27 protein-coding genes and 1 riboswitch are annotated in these 24,583 nt (G+C 63.6%); of the genes, 16 read left to right on the top strand and 11 right to left on the bottom strand.

Annotated features, from left to right (window positions below; all coding sequences use genetic code 11):
- Positions 1 to 71: 71 nt before the first annotated feature.
- Together RM190_RS19505 and RM190_RS19500 are read right to left on the bottom strand one after the other, a co-directional pair.
- On the bottom strand, positions 72 to 695 hold the full coding sequence (locus tag RM190_RS19505; protein WP_311761144.1) for a nucleoside triphosphate hydrolase: 624 nt from the start codon (positions 693 to 695) through the stop codon (positions 72 to 74).
- A gap of 63 nt (positions 696 to 758) precedes the next feature.
- Positions 759 to 1,886: an ROK family transcriptional regulator gene (locus tag RM190_RS19500; protein WP_311761143.1), complete on the bottom strand. Its 1,128-nt coding sequence runs from the start codon at positions 1,884 to 1,886 to the stop codon at positions 759 to 761.
- A 152-nt stretch (positions 1,887 to 2,038) separates the two neighbouring features.
- On the opposite strand from RM190_RS19500, the gene RM190_RS19495 reads away from it, so the two are divergent.
- The 8 genes from RM190_RS19495 to RM190_RS19460 all read left to right on the top strand — a co-directional run bounded on the left by RM190_RS19495 (position 2,039) and on the right by RM190_RS19460 (position 9,551).
- Positions 2,039 to 3,076: a substrate-binding domain-containing protein gene (locus RM190_RS19495; protein ID WP_311761142.1), complete on the top strand. Its 1,038-nt coding sequence runs from the start codon at positions 2,039 to 2,041 to the stop codon at positions 3,074 to 3,076.
- Between the two features lie 71 nt (positions 3,077 to 3,147).
- Entirely contained in the window at positions 3,148 to 4,170 is a 1,023-nt protein-coding gene (locus RM190_RS19490; RefSeq protein WP_311761141.1) for an ABC transporter permease, read from the top strand.
- A gap of 83 nt (positions 4,171 to 4,253) precedes the next feature.
- A complete protein-coding gene (locus RM190_RS19485; RefSeq protein WP_311761180.1) occupies positions 4,254 to 4,967 on the top strand; it encodes an ATP-binding cassette domain-containing protein in 714 nt (237 codons plus the stop codon).
- Between the two features lie 17 nt (positions 4,968 to 4,984).
- Positions 4,985 to 5,977, top strand: a complete 993-nt coding sequence (locus RM190_RS19480) for a hypothetical protein (RefSeq protein ID WP_311761140.1) — start codon at positions 4,985 to 4,987, stop codon at positions 5,975 to 5,977.
- Between the two features lie 25 nt (positions 5,978 to 6,002).
- Positions 6,003 to 7,055, top strand: coding sequence for a carbohydrate kinase family protein (locus tag RM190_RS19475; RefSeq protein ID WP_311761139.1), 1,053 nt, complete (start codon positions 6,003 to 6,005; stop codon positions 7,053 to 7,055).
- A 99-nt stretch (positions 7,056 to 7,154) separates the two neighbouring features.
- Entirely contained in the window at positions 7,155 to 7,430 is a 276-nt protein-coding gene (locus RM190_RS19470; RefSeq protein WP_311761138.1) for a WGR domain-containing protein, read from the top strand.
- 134 nt (positions 7,431 to 7,564) lie between these two features.
- Positions 7,565 to 8,923 (top strand): NADP-specific glutamate dehydrogenase, encoded by a 1,359-nt coding sequence (gdhA, locus tag RM190_RS19465; RefSeq protein ID WP_311761137.1) that lies wholly within the window; start codon positions 7,565 to 7,567, stop codon positions 8,921 to 8,923.
- 316 nt (positions 8,924 to 9,239) lie between these two features.
- Positions 9,240 to 9,551 (top strand): H-NS histone family protein, encoded by a 312-nt coding sequence (locus RM190_RS19460; protein WP_311761136.1) that lies wholly within the window; start codon positions 9,240 to 9,242, stop codon positions 9,549 to 9,551.
- Positions 9,552 to 9,920: 369 nt separating this feature from the next.
- On the opposite strand, the gene RM190_RS19455 is transcribed toward RM190_RS19460, so the two are convergent.
- Entirely contained in the window at positions 9,921 to 10,712 is a 792-nt protein-coding gene (locus tag RM190_RS19455) for an agmatinase (protein WP_311761135.1), read from the bottom strand.
- Positions 10,691 to 10,891, bottom strand: coding sequence for an arginase family protein (locus RM190_RS19450; RefSeq protein ID WP_311761134.1), 201 nt, complete (start codon positions 10,889 to 10,891; stop codon positions 10,691 to 10,693). Before RM190_RS19450 ends, RM190_RS19455 begins: the two co-directional genes overlap by 22 nt.
- Positions 10,892 to 11,148: 257 nt before the next feature.
- Between RM190_RS19450 and RM190_RS19445 the strand changes: the two genes are divergently transcribed.
- Together RM190_RS19445 and RM190_RS19440 are read left to right on the top strand one after the other, a co-directional pair.
- Positions 11,149 to 11,421: a hypothetical protein gene (locus tag RM190_RS19445; RefSeq protein WP_311761133.1), complete on the top strand. Its 273-nt coding sequence runs from the start codon at positions 11,149 to 11,151 to the stop codon at positions 11,419 to 11,421.
- A 225-nt stretch (positions 11,422 to 11,646) separates the two neighbouring features.
- Positions 11,647 to 12,492, top strand: a complete 846-nt coding sequence (locus tag RM190_RS19440; RefSeq protein WP_311761132.1) for a bestrophin family protein — start codon at positions 11,647 to 11,649, stop codon at positions 12,490 to 12,492.
- A gap of 9 nt (positions 12,493 to 12,501) precedes the next feature.
- On the opposite strand, the gene RM190_RS19435 is transcribed toward RM190_RS19440, so the two are convergent.
- Positions 12,502 to 13,428 (bottom strand): cation diffusion facilitator family transporter, encoded by a 927-nt coding sequence (locus tag RM190_RS19435; protein WP_311761131.1) that lies wholly within the window; start codon positions 13,426 to 13,428, stop codon positions 12,502 to 12,504.
- 249 nt (positions 13,429 to 13,677) lie between these two features.
- Here RM190_RS19435 and RM190_RS19430 point away from each other — a divergent pair, with 249 nt between their 5' ends.
- The 3 genes from RM190_RS19430 (at position 13,678) to RM190_RS19420 (ending at position 15,509) form a co-directional block, all read left to right on the top strand.
- Complete coding sequence (locus RM190_RS19430) at positions 13,678 to 14,004, top strand: hypothetical protein (protein ID WP_311761130.1); 327 nt, start codon at positions 13,678 to 13,680, stop codon at positions 14,002 to 14,004.
- Positions 14,005 to 14,203: 199 nt separating this feature from the next.
- Positions 14,204 to 14,728, top strand: a complete 525-nt coding sequence (locus tag RM190_RS19425; protein WP_311761129.1) for a L,D-transpeptidase family protein — start codon at positions 14,204 to 14,206, stop codon at positions 14,726 to 14,728.
- 142 nt (positions 14,729 to 14,870) lie between these two features.
- Positions 14,871 to 15,509, top strand: a complete 639-nt coding sequence (locus RM190_RS19420) for a L,D-transpeptidase (protein WP_390908723.1) — start codon at positions 14,871 to 14,873, stop codon at positions 15,507 to 15,509.
- Between the two features lie 51 nt (positions 15,510 to 15,560).
- Here RM190_RS19420 and RM190_RS19415 read toward each other — a convergent pair whose 3' ends face one another.
- Together RM190_RS19415 and RM190_RS19410 are read right to left on the bottom strand one after the other, a co-directional pair.
- Positions 15,561 to 16,925, bottom strand: coding sequence for an Nramp family divalent metal transporter (locus RM190_RS19415; RefSeq protein ID WP_311761127.1), 1,365 nt, complete (start codon positions 16,923 to 16,925; stop codon positions 15,561 to 15,563).
- A gap of 163 nt (positions 16,926 to 17,088) precedes the next feature.
- On the bottom strand, positions 17,089 to 18,066 hold the full coding sequence (locus RM190_RS19410; RefSeq protein WP_311761126.1) for an AraC family transcriptional regulator: 978 nt from the start codon (positions 18,064 to 18,066) through the stop codon (positions 17,089 to 17,091).
- An 80-nt stretch (positions 18,067 to 18,146) separates the two neighbouring features.
- Here RM190_RS19410 and RM190_RS19405 point away from each other — a divergent pair, with 80 nt between their 5' ends.
- A complete protein-coding gene (locus tag RM190_RS19405) occupies positions 18,147 to 19,352 on the top strand; it encodes an MFS transporter (RefSeq protein WP_311761125.1) in 1,206 nt (401 codons plus the stop codon).
- A 44-nt stretch (positions 19,353 to 19,396) separates the two neighbouring features.
- Here RM190_RS19405 and RM190_RS19400 read toward each other — a convergent pair whose 3' ends face one another.
- Positions 19,397 to 19,957, bottom strand: coding sequence for a manganese efflux pump MntP (locus tag RM190_RS19400; protein ID WP_311761124.1), 561 nt, complete (start codon positions 19,955 to 19,957; stop codon positions 19,397 to 19,399).
- Between the two features lie 5 nt (positions 19,958 to 19,962).
- A riboswitch (yybP-ykoY riboswitch) is annotated at positions 19,963 to 20,125 on the bottom strand.
- Between the two features lie 139 nt (positions 20,126 to 20,264).
- Between RM190_RS19400 and RM190_RS19395 the strand changes: the two genes are divergently transcribed.
- Complete coding sequence (locus RM190_RS19395; RefSeq protein WP_311761123.1) at positions 20,265 to 20,828, top strand: helix-turn-helix domain-containing protein; 564 nt, start codon at positions 20,265 to 20,267, stop codon at positions 20,826 to 20,828.
- A gap of 77 nt (positions 20,829 to 20,905) precedes the next feature.
- Positions 20,906 to 21,433, top strand: coding sequence for a GNAT family N-acetyltransferase (locus tag RM190_RS19390; RefSeq protein ID WP_311761122.1), 528 nt, complete (start codon positions 20,906 to 20,908; stop codon positions 21,431 to 21,433).
- A 33-nt stretch (positions 21,434 to 21,466) separates the two neighbouring features.
- Here RM190_RS19390 and RM190_RS19385 read toward each other — a convergent pair whose 3' ends face one another.
- From RM190_RS19385 to RM190_RS19375, 3 genes are read right to left on the bottom strand one after another with little or no spacing between them, the layout of a single operon-like run.
- On the bottom strand, positions 21,467 to 22,975 hold the full coding sequence (locus RM190_RS19385) for a serine hydrolase domain-containing protein (protein ID WP_311761121.1): 1,509 nt from the start codon (positions 22,973 to 22,975) through the stop codon (positions 21,467 to 21,469).
- Positions 22,976 to 22,988: 13 nt separating this feature from the next.
- Positions 22,989 to 23,744: an ABC transporter ATP-binding protein gene (locus RM190_RS19380; protein ID WP_311761120.1), complete on the bottom strand. Its 756-nt coding sequence runs from the start codon at positions 23,742 to 23,744 to the stop codon at positions 22,989 to 22,991.
- The gene (locus tag RM190_RS19375) at positions 23,741 to 24,580 is read right to left on the bottom strand and encodes an ABC transporter ATP-binding protein (protein ID WP_311761119.1); all 840 of its coding nucleotides are present in this window, start codon (positions 24,578 to 24,580) and stop codon (positions 23,741 to 23,743) included. The genes RM190_RS19380 and RM190_RS19375 overlap by 4 nt, the downstream gene beginning before the upstream one ends.
- Positions 24,581 to 24,583 lie beyond the last annotated feature (3 nt).

Raw genomic sequence — 24,583 nt, 5'->3', positions numbered from 1 at the left:
CCGTCCTCCCCGCGGGCGAGGCTAGCACATGGACAGCGGCTTGGCAGTGCAGACTTTCGTCGGCCCGCTCATCAGCGGGTGGACTGGTCCAGCGTGATATCGGCAGTGGCGCTACGCTCCCGGACCAGATCGGCATTCAGGGCGTCGTTGCCAAAGACCTTCGCCTCTGCGTCGTCCCGGCTCATGCCAAGGTCAAGCCAGCGGGACAGCAACCGTCGGATCAGTTCGGGACGCGGAACCTCAAGCCGGATGGTCAGGTCGAACATCGGCCTTAGCCCCGCCCAGGGTGGGTCGTCCAGAAGCAGGTAGTTCCCCTCGACCAGCAGCAGAGGAGTCGTTGCGGGGATCAGTCTTGCCCCGGCACGGGCCAGTTCAAGCTCGCGGTCGAAGACGGGGACGGCGATCTCGGGTTCGGCATTTGCGCGCAGCCGTGCCAGCAGGGCGTGCAGGCCACCCACGTCAAAGGTAAAGGGCGCACCCTTGCGGGACAGCGTGCCCCGCGCCTGCAGGACTGCATCATCAAAATGGAACCCGTCCATCGGCACGACGGCGGCAAGGCCGGGTTGATCCGCATTCAGCGCAAGGCAAAGCGCCTCGCCCAGCGTCGATTTTCCGCTGCCCGGCGGTCCCGCGATGGCGACGAGCCGTCTCCCTTGACCGGCCAGCGCGACAAGCCGCGGCAGGAGATCTTCCATGCTGGTTTCAAGTTGCCCGGTCATCCGCGCACCACCATCCGATGCCCCCCCCTGCGCGGCAGTTCATGCCGCAATCTCTTCCATGGCCAGAAGCGCCGCCCCGCGCACGCCCAGATCCTCTGGCTCCGGGGCCAGCGCGATGACCAGTTGCCGCGTCGCAAGCGGCAGGCAGCGCTTGTAGATCAACTCTCTCACCCCGGCCAGCATCGCTTCGCCGGCGCGGGCCAGTTGGCCGCCGATGACCAAGACTTCGGGGTTCAGGATGGCGACCAGATCGGCGCTGACCTTGCCCAGGACGCGGCTGCCGCGGTTCAGCAGGTTCAACGCCTCTGGCTCGCCCCGCAGCCACAGCTCCATGACATCGCGGGCATCCTGGCAGTCGAAACCCGAGGCGCGCAGGTCGCGCGCAAGCGCCCAGCCGGCGGCATGGGCCTCGGTGCAGCCCTCCTTGCCACAGCGACACAGGGGCGCCGGCTGGATCCCATGTTGCACATGCCCCAAATCACCCGCGGTTCCCGATCCGCCGCGCACAAGCCTGCCTTCGACCATGATCCCGCAGCCGATCCCGGTGCCGATCTTGATGAAGGCGAAATTCCGGCAGTCCGGCCAGTTCGAGCGATGCTCGGCCAGACAAAGCAGGTTCACGTCGTTGTCGACACGGACCGGCAGCCCGATCCTGCGCCCCAGCGCCGCGCGAATGTCGAGATTGTCCCAGCCATACATGACCGAAGGCATCGCGACCATGCTGGTCGAGACGTCGACAGGCGCTGGCACCGAAAGCCCCAATGCCGCAATGGGGGCGGTCCGCTGCGGCGATCGCGCCAGTGCGTCAGTCGCCTTTGCGATGCGGCCCAGCGTGGTGTCGGGATCGGCGCGCAGGTCCAGGTCAAAAACCTGCTCGTCAAGGATGCGCGCGGACAGATCGAACAGACAGGCACGTCCCATCCTTTCGCCCAGATCGACGCCGACGACATTGCGATAATCTGGATTGATCGCATAGCCCCGCGCCGGCCTGCCGCCGCCCGAGGGACGGGCTTCGCCCTCGCGCAGCAGGCCGGTTTCGACCAGCTCACTGATTCTTTGCGCGGCGGTCCCTCGTGACAGCCCGCTTTCGCGTTCGATTTCGCGCTGCGTGGTGGCGATTCCCATGCGGACCAGATGATAGATCGTCGCGCCCGCGTCTTTCCTCATGATTTCCTTGGCTTTCTACAGTGCAGCATCCCATTTCAACTTCTGCATAATATTGGGCAAAAGATTGGTGTTCAATGTTTTTATTGACAGAACTGGAGCCCGCCCGTTCACTGGGCCGGTGCGTGGAGGAGCACGCATAAAGGGAGGAAATCATGAGCAAAACAAGCTGGCTCGCCTCGGGCGCGGCCGTGGCGGCGCTTTGTCTCGGCGTCTCGGCGGCACAGGCCCAGGACAAGGACATCCTGGTCGGGCTGATTACCAAAACGGATACGAACCCCTTCTTCGTCAAGATGCGCGAGGGAGCGTCCGCCAAGGCCGACGAACTGGGCGTCAAGTTCCAGGCCTTCGCGGGCAAGTTCGACGGCGACAACGATACGCAAGTCCAGGCGGTCGAGAACCTGATCGCGGCCGGCGCCTCGGGCATCCTGATCGTGGCCTCCGATACCAAGGCCATCGTGCCGACGATCCAGAAGGCCAAAGATGCGGGCCTGCTTGTGATCGCGCTGGACACGCCCCTGGAACCGATGGAGGCCGCGCAAGCGACTTTCGCGACCGACAACTTCCATGCCGGACAGCTGATCGGCGAATGGGCCAAGCGGACTTTGGGCGACGATGCTGCGGCCAAGGCCAATATCGCCTTCATCGACGCGCATGAAAGCCAGCCCACCGTCGACGTGGCCCGCGATCAGGGCTTCATGGACGGGTTCGGGATCGACATCAAGGATGCCGCCCGCCGCGGGGACGAGGACGATCCGCGTATCGTCGGCCACGAGATGGGTGAAGGTTCGGAGGTCGGCGGCCGCAACGGGATGGAGACATTGCTCCAGAAGAACTTCGACGTGAACGTCGTCTACACGATCAACGAACCGACAGCGGCAGGCGCGTGGGAGGCGTTGAAATCCGCTGGCAAGAATGACGGCTCGGTGCTTGTCACCTCGGTCGACGGCGGCTGCCCCGGCGTGAAGAACGTTGCGGACGGCGTCATCGGCGCGACCTCGATGCAATTCCCGCTGCTGATGGCATCCCTGGGGGTCGAGGCGATCGTCGAACATGCGCGGAACGGCACGGTCCCGGCCCCGTCCGAGGGGCTGACCTTTACCAATACCGGCGTCAAGCTGGTCACGGACAAGCCCGTCGAGGGGCTTGAATCGATCACCAGCGACGAGGCGATGAAGCTCTGCTGGGGCTGAAGCGCCGGGGTGCGCGGCCTGCCGGGACCGGTGGGCCGCATCTTCAACATGATGCATCACGGGGGTGAAGGATGTCGTCCGACGACACGCCGCATTTCTCGGAACGTGCGGGTCTTGGCCATCGCACAATCAATTTCCTGCACAGCAATCCGACGATCATTCCGCTTCTGGTTCTGCTGATCGGTCTTGCGGTCTTTTCCGCGATCGTCGGCAAGCGCTTCTTCCATCCGTTCAACCTGTCGCTGGTCCTGCAGCAGGTGACCGTCATCGGCATGCTGGCGCTGGCCCAGACATTGATCATCCTGACCGCCGGGATCGACCTGTCGGTTGGGGCGATCATGGTTCTAAGTTCGATCGCCATGGGTCAGATGGCGCTGACATTGGGCTTGCCGCCGGAAATCGCACTGATCGGGGGCATTCTTGTCGGCGCCGGATGCGGGGCGCTGAACGGGCTGCTGATCACTTGGCTGCGTCTGCCGCCCTTCATCGTGACGCTGGGCACATGGAGCATCTTCAACGCCATCGTGCAATTCTGGTCGGGCGGCCAGACGATCCGCCAGCAAGAGATCCAGGCCGACGCCGCGATCCTGCAATGGACCGGCACCGCAATGCAGTTCGGGGCGTGGCGGCTGACCATCGGCTCGGTCCTGATGCTGGGGCTGGCGGCCTTCCTGTGGTACATGCTGAACCGGACCGCCTATGGCCGCCACGTCTATGCCGTCGGCAACGACCCCGAGGCCGCGCGTCTGTCCGGCATCCGCACGAGGCGCGTGCTGTTTTCTGCCTATCTTCTGGCCGGACTGATCTGCGGGCTGGCGGGCTGGGTTCTGATCGGCCGGATCGGGGCGGTCAGCCCGCTGGGCGGCGGCTCGGCCAATCTGGACAGCATCACCGCGGTCGTGATCGGCGGCACCTCGCTTTTCGGGGGACGCGGTTCGATCCTTGGCACGCTGATCGGGGCACTGATCGTGGGCTTTTTCCGCAACGGGCTGGCACTGGCCGGGCTGGACGTGCTGTGGCAGGAATTCTCGATCGGATGCCTCATCATCATGGCTGTCGGTTTCGACCAGTGGCTGCGGAGGATCTCGAATTGAGCGGCCCGGCTCCCGATGCGGCGGGGCGCCTGCCGATCCTGGCCGCGCGGGATCTGCGCAAGGCCTATGGCCGGGTGGTCGCCATGGACGGGGCCGATTTCGACCTTTACCCCGGCGAGATTCTGGGCGTGATCGGCGACAACGGCGCGGGAAAATCCTCGATGATCGCGGCACTGGCGGGGGCGGTGCGTCCCGACAGCGGCGAGATCTGGCTGAACGGCCAGGAGGTGCGCTTCGCCAATCCCATGGACGCGCGTGCCAAGGGGATCGAAACCGTCTTCCAGACCCTGGCGATGGCGCCCGCGCTGACCATCGTCGACAACCTTTTCCTGGGCCGCGAGTATCGCAAGCCAGGGCTTCGCGGTCGCATGTTTCGCGCACTCGATCGCGGACGGATGCGGGCCGAGGCACGGCGTCATCTGAGCGAGCTTGGCCTAGCCACGATCCAGAACATCGACCAGGTGGTCGAGACCCTGTCGGGCGGTCAAAGGCAAGGGGTCGCCGTCGCCCGCGCCTGCGCCTTCGGCTCGCGCGTCATCATCCTTGACGAACCGACCGCGGCGCTTGGCGTCAAGGAAAGCCGCAAGGTGCTGGACCTGATCCTTGACGTGCGCAGGCGCGGCATCTCGGTCGTGCTCATCAGTCACAACATGCCGCATGTGTTCGAGATTGCCGACCGCGTGCATATCCACAGGCTGGGACGTCGCATCGCGCAGGTCAGCCCTGCGCAGATCAGCATGTCGGATGCCGTCGCCATCATGACGGGCGCGATGGCACCGCCCCAAGTTTCAATCTGAGATCAATGGAGAAGCCGATGTACAGGATGGACGAGAAGCTCGCGCAGATCCGGGCGGGAAAATATGCCAAGGGCGATTTCATCATCGCGGATGCCAAGGACGGGGACATGGGGCCGTCGATCAATTCGACCGGACCACACCGGGCCAAGGACGGAACTTGGTCGCGCTATCGCACCCGCGCCGAGTTCCTCGACAAGATCCAGGCGGTGGTCGAACAGGACGTCGTCGACATCATGCTGACCTCGGTGTCCAACCTTGAGGCCCTGAACGAGCGCGGGGTCTACAGCAACAGCCGGGTGAAGCCGGTGATCCGCGCCAATGACGCTACCGATTGCTGGGTGTTCCGGGGGGCGAGCTATGCCAGCGAACCATCGCGACCGTTCCGCACCGCGGACCTTGCCGTCGCAAAGTCTTTGGGGGCGGATCTGGGGCTCTATTCGATCACCTTCAACAACGACCTTGATGCCGATTACTTCTCGCTGGAAGAGTTCGCAGCCTTCCGGCAGGACGCCTTGCAGAACGACTTCAAGTATTTCCTGGAGGTGTTCAATCCAAATGCCCCGCTCGGCCTAGCCGCCGAGGATATCCCGGCCTTCGTCAATGACGCGATGATCCGCTGCCTTGCCGGCCTGAGCAGGCGCGAGCGGCCCGAATTCCTGAAGATTCCCTATAACGGACCGGCGGCGCTGGAAGAGCTGGCCTCGTTCGATCCGTCGGTGATCGTCGGCATCCTGGGCGGTGGCGCCGGAACGACGCGGGACTGCCTTGAACTGATCGCCCAGATCGAGCGGTACGGCGCGCGTGTCGCGTTGTTCGGGCGCAAGATCAACCTTGCCGATGACCCGCTTGAAATGGTGCGGATGATGCGCGCGGTGGCCGATGGCGAGCTGAACTCCGAGGCGGCAGTGCGCGAATATCACGGCAGTCTTGCTCGCAATGGCATCACGCCGACCCGCGCGCTGGACGAGGATGTCCAGATCACCGAGGCGGTCCTGAAAGCCGCAGCCTGACCCCCTAGCATCGACAGGATCAGCGATGGAACGTTCGGGTTTCGTCACCGGGGGCACCTGGTGCGTCGATTACAACATGACCCTGCCCGATTGGCCGCGCGAGGAAAGCGCGACCCGCATCCTGTCGAGCAGTCGACAGGGCGGCGGATCGGGCTGCAATTTCGCGGTCGACATGCGCAGGCTGGCACCCGAGATCCCGGTCGCCACCATCGCGCTGTGCGGTGCGGACAGCGATGGCGAATTGCTGCGCGCCATCGCCTTGGAAAACGGGATCGACGCGCATTTTCACGTCGATCCCGGAATCCGCACCCATCGCACGATGGCCTTCACGGCACTGGATGATGGCCGCCGAACCCACCTGTTCGAAGCGGAATCGAGCGACCACCTGACCCCCGATCATTTCGACTTCACCGGCTCGACCGCCTTCATGCTGCATCTCGGCCTGCCGGGGACACATGCCGTCATGGATGCCCCGTGGCAGGGCGACGCCAATGGTTGGGTTGCGGTGCTGCGCAAGGCGCGTGCCGCCGGACTGCGCACAAACCTTGAGGTCATGACCATCGATCAGCAGGCGCTGCGGGAACTGGTCCTGCCTTGCCTGCCGCATCTGGATTACCTGGTGGTCAATGATTACGAGATCGGTGCGCTGACCCGAACCGAGACGCTTCGGGATGGCACGACCTCGGTCCCGGATGTCATCAATGCGGCACGGCAGGCGTTGGATCAGGGCGCGATGGCGCTGATCGTCGTCCACTTTCCAATGGGCGCCGTGGCCGTCCTGCGGGACGGTTCTGTCCACCACCGTGCGTCGGTCGATGTGCCCCGATCCACGGTCGCCGGAACCAACGGGGCGGGCGATGCCTTTGCGGCCGGGTTCTTCTGCGGGCTGCATCGCGATCGCGATATTGACGAATGCCTTGCATTTGCCCATGCCGCTGCTGCCGCCTCGCTGCGATCCGTCGATACCTATGGGGCGATGGAAAGCATCGAAGCCTGCATGGCACTGGCCAACAGCCAAGGCTGGCGTGCTCCGCTGGACTTTCCGACCCTTCGGACCGGGGCTCGCGGCAGGGGATGATCGGGACCGTGTGGCGGATCGTGTCCTGTCGCCAACAGGCTGAGGTCATTCACATATAATTTGATTCTCGGTCCGAACCGTCCCGGCTAGGCTGGCCACATGAAGAAACGCCATCCCGCCGAGCCGGGAACGCAACTTGAAATGTTTCCGCGCGAATACCTGCTTCGACGCATCGATCCCGGCTGCAACATGCGGCGCTATTACCGCATGTCGATTGAACGTGATCTGTTCGGCGGCGCCAGCCTGATCCGGGAATGGGGGCGGATCGGCGCCCGTGCCCAGCGTCTGATCGAGCCGCATACCGACGAGGGCGAAGCCATCAGCGCCTTGCTGAAACTGGTGCGCATGAAGCGCCGGCGGGGGTATGTCGCCTGACAGAAAATGTCGTGGCACTTTGTTCAGGTGATTGCCGCGGGCCTCGCGGCGTAAAGATTTGGTCGAAACTGTTTTGATCTGCCTGAATTTTCAGCTAGCTCTGCACAGAAACCGTTCAAGCAATCGAGGTATCTGTGCAAATTGACGACAAACTGGTCGGCATCTACGACGAAGTCACCCGCCGCAATGCTGGCGAGGCCGAGTTCCATCAGGCCGTGCGCGAGGTTCTTGAAAGTCTTGGCCGCGTCGTCGCCAAGCATCCCGAGTATCTTGAGAATGCGCTGATCGAACGCATCTGCGAACCTGAACGGCAGATCATTTTCCGCGTGCCGTGGCTGGATGATCGCAACAATGTCCAGATCAACCGCGGCTTCCGTGTCCAGTTCAACTCGGCAATGGGGCCTTACAAGGGCGGGCTGCGTTTTCACCCCTCGGTCAATGTCGGAATCATCAAGTTCCTTGGCTTCGAGCAGACCTTCAAGAATGCGTTGACGGGGCTGCCGATCGGCGGCGGCAAGGGCGGGTCCGATTTCGATCCGAAGGGCCGGTCCGAGGCCGAGGTGATGCGTTTCTGTCAAAGCTTCATGACGGAACTGCACCGCCATCTTGGCGAATACACGGACGTCCCAGCGGGTGATATCGGGGTCGGCGCCCGCGAAATCGGCTATATGTTCGGGCAATACAAGCGCCTGACCAACCGCTATGAGGCAGGGGTGCTGACCGGGAAAGGGCTGTTCTATGGCGGCTCACTGGCCCGCAAGGAAGCCACCGGCTACGGCAACACCTATTTCACCCGCGCCATGCTTGAAGCGATCGGCGACAGCTTCGATGGCAAGTCCGTGGTTGTTTCGGGCTCTGGCAATGTTGCCATCTATACGATCGAGAAAGTCCAGGAGTTCGGCGGAAAGGTGATCGCCTGCTCGGACAGCTCGGGCTATATCGTCGACGAGAATGGCATCGACCTTGCTCTGCTGAAAGAGATCAAGGAACTTCGCAGGGGGCGCGTCACCGATTACGTCCGACTGAAGGGGGAAGGCGACGGGGTCTATTTCGTGGCCTCCTCGGACGGCGCGATCTGGGACGTGGCCTGCGATATCGCAATGCCCTCGGCGACGCAGAATGAGCTGACCGGAAAGGATGCCAAAACCCTGATCAAGAATGGTGTGATCGCGGTGGGAGAGGGCGCAAATATGCCCTGCACGCCCGAAGCTATTCGCCTGTTCCGTGAAGCAGGTGTCCGCTTTGGCCCGGGCAAGGCGGCGAATGCGGGCGGAGTTGCAACATCGGCATTGGAAATGCAGCAGAACGCCTCTCGTGACCGCTGGTCGTTCGAGAAAACTGAGGCGCGGCTGGCTGAAATCATGCGCGATATCCATGACAGCTGCTTTGCCACGGCCGAGGAATACGGCGTGCCGGGCGATTATGTCAGCGGCGCCAATATTGCCGGATTCATTCGGGTTGCCGAACCGATGCTCGCCTTCGGCGTGATCTGATGGCGGGGCGCCTGCGCGTTGAAGTCGTGCAGGAATAAGGATTTTTCAGGGAAGGGCGGTGAAGCACGACTTCGCCGCCCTTATCGCATTTAGGTCCATCGGGGATGGCCAAGTTGGACCGATTTTGGATGCGGTGCCATTGTGCTAAGCAGACCATGCCCAATCGGCAACATTTCGCACATTTCCGTGCGAAATTCGCACAAATCAATGCGAATTTTCAATTGCCATTGCGGGGTGCAATTTTATTACCTAACTGAAAATCTTACAGGGATCAAAAGATCCGAACGAGCTCATGTTTCAAAGGAAAGCATCAGGCATGGATTTCAGTATCGACGCACTGGACCTGAAAGAACTCAAGGCGCTGCGCAGCAAGCTTGATCGCGCCATCGATGGCTTTGAAGCCAAGCAAAAGCAGAAGGCGATGGAGGCAATCAGGGTCGCGGCGCAGGAGCATGGATTTGCTCTGAAGGATCTTCTTTCGGATGAGGGGCTTAAGACGACGCCCGTGGCACCGAAATACGCGCATCCCGAAAATCCGGAACAGACCTGGACCGGTCGTGGTCGCAAGCCGCGTTGGGTTCAAGAGGCGCTGGATGCCGGAAAATCCATGGACGATCTTGCGATCTGATCGGCAATATATTCCGGCAGTCTGATTGATTTGGACGATCAAAGCGGCTGTTCCGAAAGGAGCAGCCGTTTTGCTGTCTGAAGGATCGGCATTGCCGATATTCCTGATATCCTTCGCTGAGCTGCCGGGTAGGCAAAACCCTTCCCACCCGGCCCGCTTAACAGAGCACTCGTGAATAACCCAATTTCTAACGATTTTTTGAGCGGCGTGAACCTGACGGTTTGGACAGGGTTGGATCATGTCCGGACGTGTTGAACTTGAACCCATCCACCCTGCGCGGAATTCAGGATCGGCGGGCTTATCTTTGGCGAAAGTCCCTGATCCCCTTGGGCTTGGGTCACGCTTCGGGTGCCAGTAAATGGCGCCAGTTCAGGCCGAAGCCACCGATTGTCCCACCCCCTCGGCCATGACGCACAGCAGTTCGAACATCATGGTCGCGCCTGCAAGCGCGGTCATGCCGCCCAGGTCAAAGGGCGGTGCAACCTCGACCACGTCGGCCCCGACGATATTCAGGCCCGAAAGCAGGCGCAGCATGGTCTGTGCTTCGCGCGTGGTCAGGCCACCGATCTCGGGCGTTCCCGTCCCCGGCGCCATCGAGGGGTCGATGCTGTCAATGTCGAAGGTCACATAGGCCGGTCCAGCGCCGATGATGGCGTGAACCTCGGCCATGATCTCGGGAGGGCCACGTTCGGAAAACTCTTCGATATAGACGATGCGAATACCCTGATCCTTTGCCCAGCGATGCTCATCCGCCGCATAGACCGATCCGCGAATCCCGATCTGGACGATCCGCGCGGGGTCAAGGACGCCTTCCTCGATCGCGCGTCGAAGGGGCGTCCCGTGGGTATAGGGATTGTCGCCGAAATAGCTGTCGTTGGTGTCGGAATGGGCGTCGAACTGGACCAGCCCAAGCGGCTTTCCCAATGCCTTGCTGATGGCACGCAGGACGGGCAGGGTGGTCAGGTGATCGCCGCCGACGCTGAGCGGACGCGCGCCTTGGGCACAGATTGCCGCGATGCCCTCCTCGATCTGGCGCAGCGCGGACATGAGGTCGATGGGCTGCACCGCCAGGTCGCCCACATCCGCTACCGAGGCGATGTCATAGGGTGCAATCCCGGTCTGGTGATTGGCCCTGCGCATCAGGCTGGACTGGTTGCGCACCTCGCGGGGCCGTGCCGGGCGCCCGCGCGATTGGTGGTCCCGCCGTCCCAGGGGATCCCGACCAGGGCGATGTCCAGCCCGGCGGCGCTATCAACGGCCGGCAGTCGCATGAAGGTCGAATGTCCCGCAAAACGCGGGACCAGCGCCGCGTCGATCGGTTGGTGGCGCGTTTTGGTCATGCTGTTCCCTGTCCGATGTTCATTGCCGCTTGGCCGGACCGATCACGCCCCGACGGTTCGCCATTGAGAGCACAAGTGCCCCGGGCCTGTTAAGGACAACCGCCGCCGGGGCAGGCAGGCACGCGACCTGTGACGCAAGGGCAACGGATCGCCGCCGCCGTCCCGCACCGATCGCCAAACATGCGGGCCACCCCCTTTCGCCAGACGGGCACCCTGCCTAAGAGGCGCGGATTGCAGCCAGACAAGGAATTCATGACATGTCATTCATCGCAAGAATTATCGCGGCAGTGGTCGTGGCGGCGGTCGTCGGGTTTGGGCTGATGACCTATGACAAGAAAACCGGTGCAGAATGGGTTGTCTCACCCGAAGAGATCGCCGCGAACAACGGCTCGGTCGAGACGCGCCCCGGCACGGTGGCCGTCCTGCCCATCCGCAGCGAAACCGCCGATGTCCTGCCCTTCAAATGGGCCGCGGCCGGGATCATCGCGGGGCTTCTGGCCTTTACCGCGCTGCGACGCCGCAGCGCCTAAGGCGAAAATCTTGGGGGCGGGCATCCCAAATCCCGCCCCTGCATCTGGACCTTCGGTATCGGGGTCGACGCTGACGGCTTTCGAAATCCGCGCGAATGGGCTTTCCTTTGACATCTGGAAGCAGGGGGAGTCCGCAATGCCACTCAAAGCGATCCGCCCTGTCAGGTCCCCGGCGTTGTGCTGGCCGGAATGGCTTCGCCACAGTGCCGACATCGGATGACGAACATGCGTGCGCAACCCAACCTTCGGGACATCCTGTTCACACTCAACGGCTCGATCATTCCGGTGATCGTCGGGCGGCTGGCGGTGATCGGGTTTGTCTGCCTTGTCGCCATTTTGGCGGCGCGGCTGCATCCGGGCATCTTCGCCCGTATCAGCGCCATCCCCTTTACCCTGATCGGCATCGCGCTTTCCGTGTTCATGAGCTTTCGCAACAGCACCTGCTATGCCCGCTGGTGGGAGGGGCGCCAGCTTTGGGGTCAGGTGATCGTCGCCTGCCGGGGGCTTGCCCGCGCCAGCGCGGGGCTGGATCCCACGGCACGGCGGAGTTTGCTGACATCGGCCTGCGCCTTTGCCGCCGGCCTGTCAGCCCGGTTGCGCCGCCGGGACGAACATGCCGCCCTTGCGCGGTGGCTGCCGGACGAGGACATGGCCGACCGGCCCAATCCCACCGACCGAGTCTTGCAACTGGCAGGCGCGCGACTTGCGGAACTGAACCTGTCGGGTCAGATGGGAGAAATCCGCTGGTCGGTGCTGGAGGGCCATCTTGCCCAGCTTTCCGCCGCGCAGGCCGCGTGTGAACGGATCGCCTCGACCCCGGTTCCGTTTGCCTATTCGCTGCTTCTGCACCGCACGGCGCTGATCTTCTGCCTGTTGCTGCCCTTTGCGCTGGCCGGCTCGCTGGGCTGGTGGACGCTGCTGCCGGTGCTGCTGGTTGCCTATACCTTCTTCGGGCTCGACGCCCTGAGCCACCAGTTGGAAGATCCTTTCGGACAGGCCCTCAACGCCCTTCCGCTTGATGCGTTCTGCCAGACCATCGAACGCGAGATGCAGGACGCGCTGGCTGGCTGACCACGCCCCCTATTCCGCCCATTCAAGATCGGTCGTGAAGACGATGGTCAGCCAGCGATCCGGCCCTTCGTCGCCAAGCTCTTCACCGATCTCGTCGCGCAGGGCGTCCCATTCCTCAAGCTTTCGCGCGGGGGAGTTGGGCGGAACGATGAAGTAAAGCTCGATCTGCTTTCCCCGCCCGACCCGCGCCACATAGGCGCGAAAGCCTAGGAAACCCTGGCGGCGGACAATCTCTCGGGCGACATCGTCAACCTCGGTCTTCAGGTCGCGCGGGGTCACAAGCAGGATCTCGGCCAGCGCGGTGCGGACGGTGGCGACCGGAACCGGGATCAGTGCCAGGCAGACCAGCGCCAGCACCGCCGGGTCGATATAGGGCGACATCCACGCGATCGAGGTGCCCTGGATCAGCGCGCCGATCAGGAACGCCACCAGCAGCGCCGCCGTCAGGCAGGTCGCCATGATCCACGAGCGGCCGTCCAGCGCGACCAGTTCTGAATCGATCTTCCGGTTTGCCCGACGCACATAGATCACCATCACCAGATCGCCAATCAGCGAGACCACGGCGAATGCAATGGCATAGCCGAACGCCAGTGGCCGCCCGCCGCTCAGGAAGCTGTCGATCGAGGTCACAAGGGCATAGGTCACGGCCACGATCAGCAGCATCCCGTTCAGGCCAAGGACCATCGGCTCCAGATGCCAGAACCCCATGGTGAAGCGTTCATCCAGCTTGCGCGAGATGTTGTCGCGTGACCGGGAAAGTGAAATCAGCCGGGCGACCAGAAGGGCAAGCCCGGTCATGACCGCATCGGTCAGCCCGAAGATGCCGTCGAAGACGATCGAGGCGGACCCCGCCATCAACCCGAAGACGATCCCGGCGATGGCCAGCACCACGGTCATCGCGATCGAGGTGCGAAGGATGCGCTGTTCCCTGTTCATCGTCACCCCGTCCCATGATTGCGCTTTTCCGACAGGTTCCCGCAGGATCGCCTCGAAGGCAACCGCGCAGCGAGAAAATCGGGACGGCATTGCATTCCGGCGTCAGAGGCCGTCGATCAGGCTAATGTTATCGGTCGGTTAGCGACTGTTGGTTGAAAAAATGGGTCACGTCGGCATAATCCTGCCTAATCCCGGCCGAATGACGGCCGACCGATCCGCAGAAGATCGGCAGTGACTGAGGCGACGAGTATGCAGGATCTAAGGGCGCCAGCCCTACTGCTGACATTCCTGATGCTGCTGGCCAGCGTGCTGGCGCCGTTCGGCGCAGGCGCGACCGAATTCACGATGCCGATCCCGGTCATGCAGGATGACGGCCTGCAACCGGGCGACGATCAGACCGGCGAAGCCGCCTCACCCGATGCGGCGGATCACGACCACCAGCAATTCGCCGTGCTTCCCATGTCCCACGCGCACCCTCGGTCCGGTCATGCGGAGCTACCTTTTCCCGAAGAAAGCCTGGTCAGGGGGGTGTCCCCGCCATGCCCCGAGCCGCCTCCGCGGATCGAGGCAATCTGAAGGGCTGACTTGCCCATCAAGTGCAGTGGCGCGTGCCCCCACGGGATCATCTGCCGATCCATTTCAGGGACGACGCCTTGCCGGGCGATGCAGGAGTCGCGCGCCATTCCAAGGTCGCGCGTGACGCCTGACGACGCCTGCCTCCAGTGAAACCTCGGGACGGGATCCGCCACGGACGCGGCCACGTCGGGATATCATCATGCCAACAATCTCGCGCAGGAATTTTGCGCTGCTGTTGCCAGCTGTGCTGGCGGCCTGCGGCGCTTCCGAAAACCGAGGGCCCGTCTTCAAGTCTTATGGCGGCCCGCCGGTGACGCAGGTCGTCGTCCAGAAAAGCAATCGCAGAATGTACCTGCTGAGCGGGCGAAGCGTCCTCAAGTCCTATGACTTCGGACTGGGCACCCAGCCGATCGGCCACAAGCAGTTCGAGGGTGACGGCAAGACGCCAGAGGGCCTGTATTTCATCGACAGGTTCAATCCCCGCAGCCGGTATCACCTGTCAGCCGGGATCTCCTATCCGAATGTTTATGATCGCGCCTTTGCCGCGCAGCACGGTCTTTCGGCCGGGGGCGACATCATGTTTCACGGCCGCGGTCCCGAGGGGCGGCAGCTTGTCAAGCAAAGGAAGGACTGGACCGCCGGCTGCATCACCGTCACCGACGACGAGATCGAGGACATCTACGCCATGCTCTCGCTTGGCCTGCCGGTGATGATCCATGCCTGACATCCGCCGGGATCGCGGGCGGGATGCCCCCGCGGCCCCGGATTCCAGACCGGCCCGCAGGCAGCGCCCTGTCGCCGGAAAATCCATGCCAGATAACGGAGACTGAGCAGTGACACAGAATTCGGACACGCGCAGCGCAAAGATGGGACGACGCCGTTTCCTTTACGGGGTGGCCGGTGCGGGCGTCGGCCTTGCCGCCTCGGGAGCCTTTGCCCAGCAGATCGATCCCAGCACGGGCTCGCCGGTCTATGGAACCGCCGAGGCTGGCCGCGCGCCCGATGTCGGAACCTTCCAGATCGACCCCAACGCGGACACGCGCCGCAACATCTCGTCCTTCCGCTCCCGGCATTGGAGCGAGTTCTTCCCGGAACTGGGGGTTGGCGTCATCCTGGCCGATGTGAACTCGAAGGCGCTGCATTACTGGTCGGGAGATCAGGCGGTCTATCGGCTTTTCCCGTGCTCGATCCCCGTGTCGGAAGAGCTGACCAAGCGCGGCAAGACCGAGGTGGTCCGAAAGGCCGAGAAGCCGTCCTGGACCCCGACCGCGGACATGCGGCGACGGAACCCCGATCTGCCACTGCGGGTCGAGGGCGGCTCGCCCGACAATCCATTGGGGCCGTTCGGACTTTACCTGTCCTGGCCCGCCTATCTGATCCACGGCACGCATGACACGCGCAAGATCGGGCGGCGCTCCTCCAGCGGGTGCTATGGCCTCTACAACGAACATATCACGCAGCTTTACGGGTTGGCCGAGGTCGGGACCAAGGTCGCGATCTTCTAGATGCACAAAGGGTATGGGACGCGCCGGGAACGGCGCGTCACCGGGGCGGTCCTATCCGCCAAGGATCGACAGGATCAGGTTGGCGTTCAGCCCGATGATCAGCACCGCGATCAGCCCGCACAGGACGGTCAGCCATAGCGGCGCGACCAGGTCGCCCATCTTCGCCCGGCTTGCTGTGAACATCACCAGTGGCACGATCGCAAAGGGCAGCTGGAAGCTCAGCACCACCTGACTGAGGATCAGCAGCTGGCCGGTCCCTTCCGAACCCCACAGCAGGATCACCACCACCGCCGGCACCAGCGCGATGGACCGGGTAATCAGTCGCCGCAGGACCGGGCTGATCCGCAGGTGGACAAAGCCCTCCATCACGATCTGGCCCGACATTGTCGCGGTCACGGTCGCGTTCAGGCCGGAACAGAGCAGCGCGACCCCGAACAGGACCGGCGCCAAAGCACCCCCCAAAAGCGGGGCCAGCAGCGCGTGGGCCTGATCGATCTCGACGATCTCGGTGTTCCCGCTGGTGTGGAAGGTTGCAGCCGCAAGGATCAGGATCGATGCGTTGATCGCCAGTGCCAGCATCAGGGCAATGGTCGAATCCCATGTCGCCAAGGTCAGCGCCTGACGCTTGCCCTCGGGGCTTTTGCCCCAGTTCCGGGTCTGCACGATGCCCGAATGCAGATACAGGTTATGTGGCATCACCGTTGCCCCGATGATCCCCAGTGACAGGTAAAGCATCTCGGGATTGGTGGCGATCTCGACCGAGGGGGCAAATCCGCGGATCACGTCGTTCCAGTTCGGATCTGCCATCGCGATCTGCACGAAGAAACAGGCCGAGATCACCACAAGCAGGGTGATGACGAAGGCTTCGACCCAGCGGAACCCGCGATTCTGCAGCCACAGGATCAGGAACACATCCGCCGCCGTCAGAAAGACGCCAATCTCCAGCGGGATCCCGAACAGAAGGTTAAGCCCGATGGCGACGCCGATCACCTCGGCCAGGTCGGTCGCGATGATCGCGGCTTCGGCGAACAACCAGAGCGGCCAGGACACCCAGGCCGGAAATGCATCGCGACAGGCCTGCGCAAGGTCGCGGCCTGACGCGATGGCAAGGCGCGCGCAAAGCGATTGCAGCAGGATCGCCATGATGTTGGACAAAAGCGCGACGAAGAGCAGCGTATAGCCGAACTTCGCCCCACCGGCGAGTGAGGTCGCCCAGTTGCCGGGGTCCATATAGCCGACGGCCACAAGGTAGCCGGGCCCGATGAAGGCCAGAAAGCGCCGCCATGCGCTGCCTCCGCGGGGAACGGCGACCGAGCCGAAGACCTCGGACAGCGACGGGATGGAGCTTTTGCTGCGCCAGCCATCGGACTGGCCGGCTTTGGGAAGAGAGGCGAAGGTCTGCGATTGATCGGACATGTCAGCCAAGTTGCGAATGCTTTGCAACTGCATTTGCGCACCGTTGTCCGATCCTGTCAATCCCGATCACGAACCGACATGCCAATCCGGCCGCGGCCGGGCGGGTTTCGGCGGGCCGTGGGGGCTGTGTGCAATTCAAAAGGACAGGGGCCGAAGTCCCGCTTCAGCCCGCCGCTTGAACCAGCGATCTTCGCCGCTGACGACCGGGCGAGACGCCGATCACTCGACGGAAGGCACGGGTGAAGGCCGCCTGCGACCCATAGCCCAGCCTGAAGGCGACATCGGCGACCGAGCTGCCCTCTTGCTCCAGCCATTGGGCCGCGATCCGCATCCGTAACTCGGTCACATAGCGCGAGGGACTGACGCCGACGATCTCGGAGAAACGGTCGGAAAAGACCGAACGGGATGCCCCCATCAGGCCCGCCATGGCCGGAATGTCCCAGTCGCGGCCCGGATCCTTGTGCAGCGCGACCAGAACGCGGGCCAGCCGGGGATCGCGCAGCGCGGTAATCACACCGGACGCGCTGTCGCAGCCGCATTCCACCCATCCCCTGACGATCAGTGCCGAGATGACATCGGCCAGACGCGCCAGCACGCCCGCCGATCCCGGACGGTCCTGCGCCATCTCGGTCTCCATTGCGGACAGGATGGCGTGCATCTCGGGCTGGCGGTCCAGCAGGGCGCCGACGGTCATCGCCTGGGGCATCAGCCCGACCAGCGGGTGCATGGTCACCAGGTCCAGTTCCATCGCGCCGGTCAGGATGGTCGTGTCGCCTGTCCGGCACGCCTGGGAATCGCAGGCCTTGATCTCGCAAAAGGCGGGGCAGAGCGTTTCGGGCGTGAAGCTGTCGAAATCCCGCGACGTGACGCGCGAACCCGAAAGCAGCTGGTGGGGGTGCCCCCGCGGAATCAGGACGGCGTCCCCCGCCTTCATCAGGCGCGGTGCCATCTGCGGCAGAATCAGCAGCGCCTCTCCCTGGCCGATGAAATGGAACCTGGCGCCGTCATGGGCATGGAAATTGATCCCGAAGGGCGGCGACAACCGCAGCCGCCAGTAGCGCGCGCCGCGCAGCCGCATCCCCAGAAGCAGTTCACTGACGGCATCACGGGTTTCCGGCGTTTCGGATTTTCGATCAAACATGCCGGATAAACTGGCATGGTTTGTCCGGCCGATCCAGCCAAATTCAGATCCTTGAAGCCACGGAAAGCAAGGACCGGATCATGGCCACCGATACATCATTGATCGAAACAGATTTTTCAGTCGCCCCGGATGTCGGCGCACCGGATCGTCCTGCCTGGGGCGCGGTCCTTTCCATGTCACTGGGTGTCTTTGCGCTGGTGACGGCCGAGTTCCTGCCCGCAAGCCTGCTGACGCCTCTGGCCGAAGGCTTGCAGATCAGCAAGGGCGCGGCAGGGCAGGCCGTTACTGCAACCGCACTGGTCGCGCTGGTCACCAGCCTGTTCGTGTCGGTTCTGGTGCGGGGCCTGGACCGGCGCTGGGTGCTGATGGGCCTGTCGGTTCTGCTGATCGTATCGAACCTTCTGGTCGCCAGCGCGCCGGGCCTGGGCGTGCTGCTGGTCGGCCGCATCCTGATGGGGATCGCGCTTGGCGGGTTCTGGAGCCTGTCGGTCGCCACCGTGATGCGGCTGGTCCCCGAGGATTCGATTCCCCGCGCATTGGCCATCATGTTCATGGGGGTCTCGGCCGCCACGGTCTTTGCCGTGCCGGTCGGCAGCTATCTTGGCGCTTTGATCGGCTGGCGTGGCGTCTTTGTGGCGGCGACCGGTCTGGCGGTGCTGGCGCTGTTCGTGCAATCAGTCACCCTGCCGCCGCTGCCCGCGCAGGGATCGGCCCGCATGGGCACGCTGTTTCAGGTGCTTGCTCGACCGGGGATCGGCATCGGGATGATCGCGGTGCTTCTGGTCTTTGCCGGTCACTTCACCTTCTTCACCTATATCCGCCCCTTCCTTGAAACAGTGACTGGGGTCGGGATCGATGGCGTGACAGCGATCCTTTTCGGCTTTGGTCTGGCCAACTTTGCAGGCACCTATCTGGTGGCCTTTGTCATCGAACGCTCCTTGCGGCTTGCCCTGATCCTGCTGCCGCTGGTCATGGCGACGCTGGCGCTGCTTCTGACCAGCTTCGGGGGAATCCCGATGATGGATGCCGCGCTGGTTGCGCTTTGGGGACTGGTCTTTGCCGGGGTTCCGGTGTCCTGGTCGACCTGGATCACGCGCTCGATGCCGGATCAGGCAGAGGCAGGGGGCAGCCTGATCGTCGCCGCCATCAACTTCGCCATCGCAAGCGGCGCGGGTCTGGGCGGGGCCTTGCTGGAGGTTTCAGGGCCGCGGGGCGTCTTTCTGGCCAGCGGGCTGATCCTCGCGACCGCCGTCCTGACGATCATCGGTCGCGTCAGGACAAGCTGAGCGGCCTTGCGGCCCCACCGATCGGGGGGGCCGCATTGCGCAAATCAAACCGCAGTCAGATGCTCGAACAGGATCAGCGCACCCAGCCCGAACAGGGCACAGCCGCCGACCGCCTCTGCGACCCGGCCAAATCGCTTGCCCAGGAAGCGCCCGGCAAGCATTCCGGTCGAGCTCATCACCATGGTCGCAAGGCCAATGGCGCTGGCGATGATGAAGATGTTCACATCCAAGAAGGCAAGTGAGACCCCGACCGCCATTGCGTCCAACGAGGTGCCGACAGCGGTGCCAATCGTGGTCCAAAGCGACGATGGGCCAGCTTCTTCCTCGGCATCCCGCGCCAAGGCCTGAAAGACCATGTGGACGCCGACCGCCGCCAGCAGCAGGAAGGCGATCCAGTGATCGACCTGCGCAACATACTGGCTGGCTGCGACTCCGGCGCTCCAACCGATCACGGGGGTGATCGTCTCGACAAGGCCAAAGATCGCACCGGTCCGGATCGCATTGCCAAAACTGGGACGACGCGCCGAGGCACCTTTTCCAACCGAGGCGATGAAGGCGTCGATGGACATCGAGACGGCAAGGACGCCGATGGAAATCGGGGACATGATGTATTCCTCTGGGCTGAACCGGGCGATGGACGGACCCCGCCCGCAGAGTCCCCTCGCCACGGTCTCGCAAAGTCCCAAGGACCGGACACGCCACGCGGAATGTTCCGCGAGTATGTTGACGTGCCTCCACCGTTTCCGGTGTCGCTACTCCCCGATAGGGGCGGGGTAGGTCAGGCGAAGGTTTAAGTCAATAAAAACAATTACTTCTAAATGCGACGCATTTGCACCAACCTATCTGCACTCCTTCGGCCCGAGTGGAAGATGAGGCTTGCCGGATCGCAGGATTGTCTACTATTGTATCACGATGCAGCAGAATGACATCGACATCAGAATTGGCGCGCGCATCCGCGCGGAACGAAAAAGCCGCAATTGGTCCCTGACCGACCTGGCCGAGCGGGCAGGCGTCTCACGCGCGATGATCCACAAGGTAGAGCGGGGGACCAGCAGCCCGACCGCCAATCTGCTCGGCAAGCTTTCGGGGGCTTTCGGGTTGAGCATGTCGACCCTGCTGGCGCGGGCTGAAGCCGCGGGCGGACACCTGCTGCGCAGGCTTGATCAGCCTGTCTGGATCGATCCGGAAACCGGCTATATTCGCAGGCAAGTTTCGCCCCGCTCGGACCTGCCGCTCGATCTGGTCCAGATCGTCCTGCCCGCAGGAAAGCACGTTCCTATGCCGGCATCTGCCTATGCATTCCAGCGGCAACTGATCTGGGTGCTCGAGGGTGAGTTGGAGTTCGATGAAGGGCCGGTTCGGCATCGCCTGAACGCTGGCGATTGTCTGCAACTTGGCCCGCCTGCCGATTGCATCTTCCGCAATACGGGCGAGTTCCCTTGCATCTACGCCGTCACTGTCTTGCGGAATGATTGATGCGAGGCGCCGGGAATCCTTGACCAATCGTCCAACATAGTGGACATTCGGGCCGTTTGATGGCGGCGGGACTGACCATGCATATTCGCGATGCGTCCGAGGGCGACCTCGAAGGGATCATGTTGATCTATAACGACGCTGTCGAGCACACGACAGCGATCTGGAACGAAACCCTGGTGGACCTTGCGAACCGGCAAGCCTGGCTCGCCGACCGGGCGCGGGCGGGTTATCCGGTGCTGGTGGCAATGGGCGAGGGGGGCGATGTGCTGGGCTATGCCTCGTTCGGGGACTGGCGCGCCTTCGAGGGTTATCGCCACACGGTCGAACATTCCGTCTATGTCCGCGCCGATCAGCGCGGCGCGGGTCTGGGCCGGGCGCTGATTGAGGCGCTGATCGACCGCGCGCGGGCAATCGGCAAGCATGTCATGGTCGCCGGAATCGAGGCGGGCAATACCGGCTCGATCCGGCTACACGAAAAACTGGGGTTCCAGCAGGTCGGGCTGCTCAGCGAAGTGGGCACGAAATTCGGCGGCTGGCTGGATCTGGCTTTCCTGCAGCTCAGGCTGGACCAGCGCAGGATTCCCGATCCGCCGCCGGGAAAATGACGCGCTCCGGCCCCCGGAGGCCTGCGAAAGCGTTTAGCCGCGCCGGGCGTAACGGATCATCCGTGCGCGCGACAGAACCAGATCGACATGATCCGGCCCGACGCGGTGCAGACAGACGCGCCGGATCCAGGGGCCGTCAGTCAGCGTAAACAGGAAGCGGCCGCCCCCCAGCGATTGCAACGGCATGGCGCGGCGTTTCGGCCCGGCACCCATGACCACCGCCCCGTCGCGGATCTCCAGCACGGCGCCGAATTCCTCGCAAAGCCAAGCGCCCGCAAGATCCGCGGGAACGAGTTCGGCCTGCGCGGGCAGGAAGCGGGCGGGTGAATGGCCGACCTCGCCCACGACGGCATCGCCCTCCATCCGCAATTCAAGCCGCGAGGTGGGGGACATGCTGTCGACCCCACCGCCGACAACCGGATAAACCGCAACCTCGTCATCAAGGCGCGTGACCGACGCACCGCGAACTTCGATCCAGTCCGCGCCCTCGGCGGCGGCATAAAGGCCGGGGACAAGGTCTGATCCCGCTTCGGGCAGTGTCTCGCCCAGAAGCGCAGCCATCGCCTGCGCCGCCAGCCCCGACCCGTTGGTGTCGTCCCGGTTCGAGACGACCGCGCAGCCTGTCCCGGTTTCGGGATCGAGCAGCAGATAGCTTTTGAAGCCCGGCTGCGAACCGCCATGCCCGACCAGCTCGCGCTGCCCGACAATTTGGCGCCGCATTCCCAGCCCATAGCCAGTGGCCCGCCCATCGGCGAGATGGCGGGTCGCCGTCAGCGCAGCAAGGCGCCCGGCAAAGCTGCCTTCGCCCGCCAGAAGCGCACGGCCCCATTCCGCAAGCGAGCGCCCGCTGCCGATCAGGCTGCCCGCCGCCGACAGATGCATCCCCTGCAGACCCATCCGCCAGGACGCGCCATCGTGCCAATAGCCGGTGGCAAGCCCCGCGACCGGGTCCGTCCACATCTCGGCCGCCAGCATCTGGATGCCCCGCCCCTCGCGCAATTCGCGACGCAGGAAATCGTCAAAGGACAGGCCGTGGGCACGCATCGCCTCTTCCACCAGACGATAGCCGCCGTTCGAGTAATGGACCTCGGTGCCGGTCGGATAGTTCAGGCGCGCCATCCCTTCGTGAAAGGCCAGCAGTTCGGGCGCCGTCGTCTCGCTGAAGATGGAGAGGCCGATCAGGGTCAGGCATTCGCGGGTGTCGGGAATACCGCCCGACATGTCCAGCGCGCGACCCACCGTGACCTGTGCCAGGGCCGGGGCCAGCCGGGGCAGGTGCCTGCCCAGCGGATCGTCAAGCGAGATCACATCGGGATGGGCCAGCACGAAGCTGGCAAAGACATGTTTCGTCACCGAGGCATAGCGCACCACAGTGTCGATCCCGAAAGGGGCAAAGGTCGACAGGCTTTCGACCCCCGCCGCGCGCGATGCGCGCAGGCCGTCCCGATCGAACAGGATGACCGCGCCGCCGGGTTCATCCCCGTCCCAGGCGACCGATGCCAGCAAGGCCGCTTCGGCGGCCGCCCAGTTCAGCACACTCATCCCGTCCGTTTCCCTAGCCTTCGACTTCTTCCAGCGCCACGCTCAGGCGGCGCAGTTCCTGCGTATGGGGATGGTTGACCCGGCCCGCCCGCAGCTCATCGGCCGTGCATTGCTCGACCATCTGACCGCCTTGCATGACGCCCAAGCGATCGCAAAGGTGGCTGATGACCGCAAGGTTGTGGCTGACCATGACATAGGTCAGGCCTCTTTCCTCGCGCAGGTCGGCCAGCAGGTTCAGCACTTCGGCTTGGACCGACACGTCCAGCGCCGAGGTCGGCTCGTCCAGCAGCAGCACCTGCGGTTCCGAGATCAGCGCGCGCGCGATCGCCACGCGCTGCCTTTGCCCACCCGATAGCTGGTGCGGAAAGCGGAAGCGCGCGGATTGCGGCAAGGCCACAGCGGACAGCGCCCGGTTGATGCGCCCATCGACATCGCCGATGCGATGGACCAGCAGGATCTCGGACAGGATGCGGTCGATGGTCTGGCGCGGATGCAGGGAACCGAAGGGATCCTGGAACACCATCTGAACCTTGCGGAAGAATTCCGGCGGACGACGATGCGGAAGCTCTGCCCCGTCGATCAGCATCCGGCCCGACCAGTGTTCGTTCAACCCGGCCAACGCGCGCAGGACCGTGGATTTGCCCGAGCCGGATTCGCCGACGATGCCGAAGCTTTCGCCCCGCGCGACCGAAAAGTTGACGCCCTTGACGACTTCCTGCCCCGAGAATGCGATCCGCAGATCCTGAATGTCGATCATCGGCGCGCTCATCGGGCCTTCTCCTTCAGCCATTCCTCATCCCGCTGCAGCACCGGCAGGCGGCGCTTGGGGTGAAGCAGCGACGGCATCCCGTTCAGCAGACCCCGCGTATAGGGGTGCTGGGCGCGCAGAAGCTCGGATGCGCGCATCTCTTCCATCACCTGCCCCATATACATGACCGACACCCGGTCGCAGAAATGCGAGACCAGCGGCAGGTCGTGACTGATGAGGATCAGGCCCATGCCCCGGCTTTCGACAAGATCGTCGATCAGCTTCAGGATCTCGGCCTGGACGGTGGCATCCAGTGCCGAGGTGGGTTCGTCGGCGATCAGCAGATGCGGGTCGGGGGCCAGCATCATCGCGATCATCGCGCGCTGCCCCATGCCGCCCGAGATCTCGTGAGGATAGCTGTCGAACACCTTCTTCGGGTCACGGATCTTGACTTGATCCAGCAGGTCCAGAACGGCCTCGCGCACTTGCCTGCGCGATCCGCCCTTGTGCTCGCGCCAGGCCTCGCCGATCTGGGTGCCGATGCTTTTCACCGGGTTCAGCGAATATTTCGGATCCTGAAGGATGAAGCCGACGCGCTTGCCGCGGATCTTGCGCATGTCCTTTTCGCGCGCGGACAGGATATCGGTTTCACCAAGCTGCATCCGATCCGCGGTGACATGGGCAGTCTTGGGCAGAAGCTTCATCAGCGCCCGCGCCGTCAGCGACTTGCCCGAACCGGATTCGCCGACGATCCCCAGCTTTTCGCGCCCCAGCGACAACGAGATGCCGCGCACCGCCTCGGACCGCTTGCCGTCGCGCTCGAAGGCAATGCGGAGGTTCTGGATATCAACCTGCATGTC

Origin of the sequence: Paracoccus broussonetiae (assembly GCF_031854425.1) — a bacterium.
Lineage (GTDB): Bacteria > Pseudomonadota > Alphaproteobacteria > Rhodobacterales > Rhodobacteraceae > Paracoccus > Paracoccus broussonetiae.
The sequence above is the reverse complement of the archived record's forward strand: the minus strand, read 5'-3'. Positions and strand labels throughout refer to the sequence as shown.

Bases quoted from the DNA above. Each gene is read 5' to 3' on its own strand.
- RM190_RS19505 (WP_311761144.1), bottom strand. From the start codon at position 695: ATGGAAGATCTCCTGCCGCGGCTTGTCGCGCTGGCCGGTCAAGGGAGA.
- RM190_RS19500 (WP_311761143.1), bottom strand. From the start codon at position 1,886: ATGAGGAAAGACGCGGGCGCGACGATCTATCATCTGGTCCGCATGGGA.
- RM190_RS19495 (WP_311761142.1), top strand. From the start codon at position 2,039: ATGAGCAAAACAAGCTGGCTCGCCTCGGGCGCGGCCGTGGCGGCGCTT.
- RM190_RS19490 (WP_311761141.1), top strand. From the start codon at position 3,148: ATGTCGTCCGACGACACGCCGCATTTCTCGGAACGTGCGGGTCTTGGC.
- RM190_RS19485 (WP_311761180.1), top strand. From the start codon at position 4,254: ATGGACGGGGCCGATTTCGACCTTTACCCCGGCGAGATTCTGGGCGTG.
- RM190_RS19480 (WP_311761140.1), top strand. From the start codon at position 4,985: ATGTACAGGATGGACGAGAAGCTCGCGCAGATCCGGGCGGGAAAATAT.
- RM190_RS19475 (WP_311761139.1), top strand. From the start codon at position 6,003: ATGGAACGTTCGGGTTTCGTCACCGGGGGCACCTGGTGCGTCGATTAC.
- RM190_RS19470 (WP_311761138.1), top strand. From the start codon at position 7,155: ATGAAGAAACGCCATCCCGCCGAGCCGGGAACGCAACTTGAAATGTTT.
- RM190_RS19460 (WP_311761136.1), top strand. From the start codon at position 9,240: ATGGATTTCAGTATCGACGCACTGGACCTGAAAGAACTCAAGGCGCTG.
- RM190_RS19450 (WP_311761134.1), bottom strand. From the start codon at position 10,891: ATGACCAAAACGCGCCACCAACCGATCGACGCGGCGCTGGTCCCGCGT.
- RM190_RS19445 (WP_311761133.1), top strand. From the start codon at position 11,149: ATGTCATTCATCGCAAGAATTATCGCGGCAGTGGTCGTGGCGGCGGTC.
- RM190_RS19440 (WP_311761132.1), top strand. From the start codon at position 11,647: ATGCGTGCGCAACCCAACCTTCGGGACATCCTGTTCACACTCAACGGC.
- RM190_RS19435 (WP_311761131.1), bottom strand. From the start codon at position 13,428: ATGAACAGGGAACAGCGCATCCTTCGCACCTCGATCGCGATGACCGTG.
- RM190_RS19430 (WP_311761130.1), top strand. From the start codon at position 13,678: ATGCAGGATCTAAGGGCGCCAGCCCTACTGCTGACATTCCTGATGCTG.
- RM190_RS19425 (WP_311761129.1), top strand. From the start codon at position 14,204: ATGCCAACAATCTCGCGCAGGAATTTTGCGCTGCTGTTGCCAGCTGTG.
- RM190_RS19420 (WP_390908723.1), top strand. From the start codon at position 14,871: ATGGGACGACGCCGTTTCCTTTACGGGGTGGCCGGTGCGGGCGTCGGC.
- RM190_RS19415 (WP_311761127.1), bottom strand. From the start codon at position 16,925: ATGTCCGATCAATCGCAGACCTTCGCCTCTCTTCCCAAAGCCGGCCAG.
- RM190_RS19410 (WP_311761126.1), bottom strand. From the start codon at position 18,066: ATGTTTGATCGAAAATCCGAAACGCCGGAAACCCGTGATGCCGTCAGT.
- RM190_RS19405 (WP_311761125.1), top strand. From the start codon at position 18,147: ATGGCCACCGATACATCATTGATCGAAACAGATTTTTCAGTCGCCCCG.
- RM190_RS19400 (WP_311761124.1), bottom strand. From the start codon at position 19,957: ATGTCCCCGATTTCCATCGGCGTCCTTGCCGTCTCGATGTCCATCGAC.
- RM190_RS19395 (WP_311761123.1), top strand. From the start codon at position 20,265: ATGCAGCAGAATGACATCGACATCAGAATTGGCGCGCGCATCCGCGCG.
- RM190_RS19390 (WP_311761122.1), top strand. From the start codon at position 20,906: ATGCATATTCGCGATGCGTCCGAGGGCGACCTCGAAGGGATCATGTTG.
- RM190_RS19385 (WP_311761121.1), bottom strand. From the start codon at position 22,975: ATGAGTGTGCTGAACTGGGCGGCCGCCGAAGCGGCCTTGCTGGCATCG.
- RM190_RS19380 (WP_311761120.1), bottom strand. From the start codon at position 23,744: ATGAGCGCGCCGATGATCGACATTCAGGATCTGCGGATCGCATTCTCG.
- RM190_RS19375 (WP_311761119.1), bottom strand. From the start codon at position 24,580: ATGCAGGTTGATATCCAGAACCTCCGCATTGCCTTCGAGCGCGACGGC.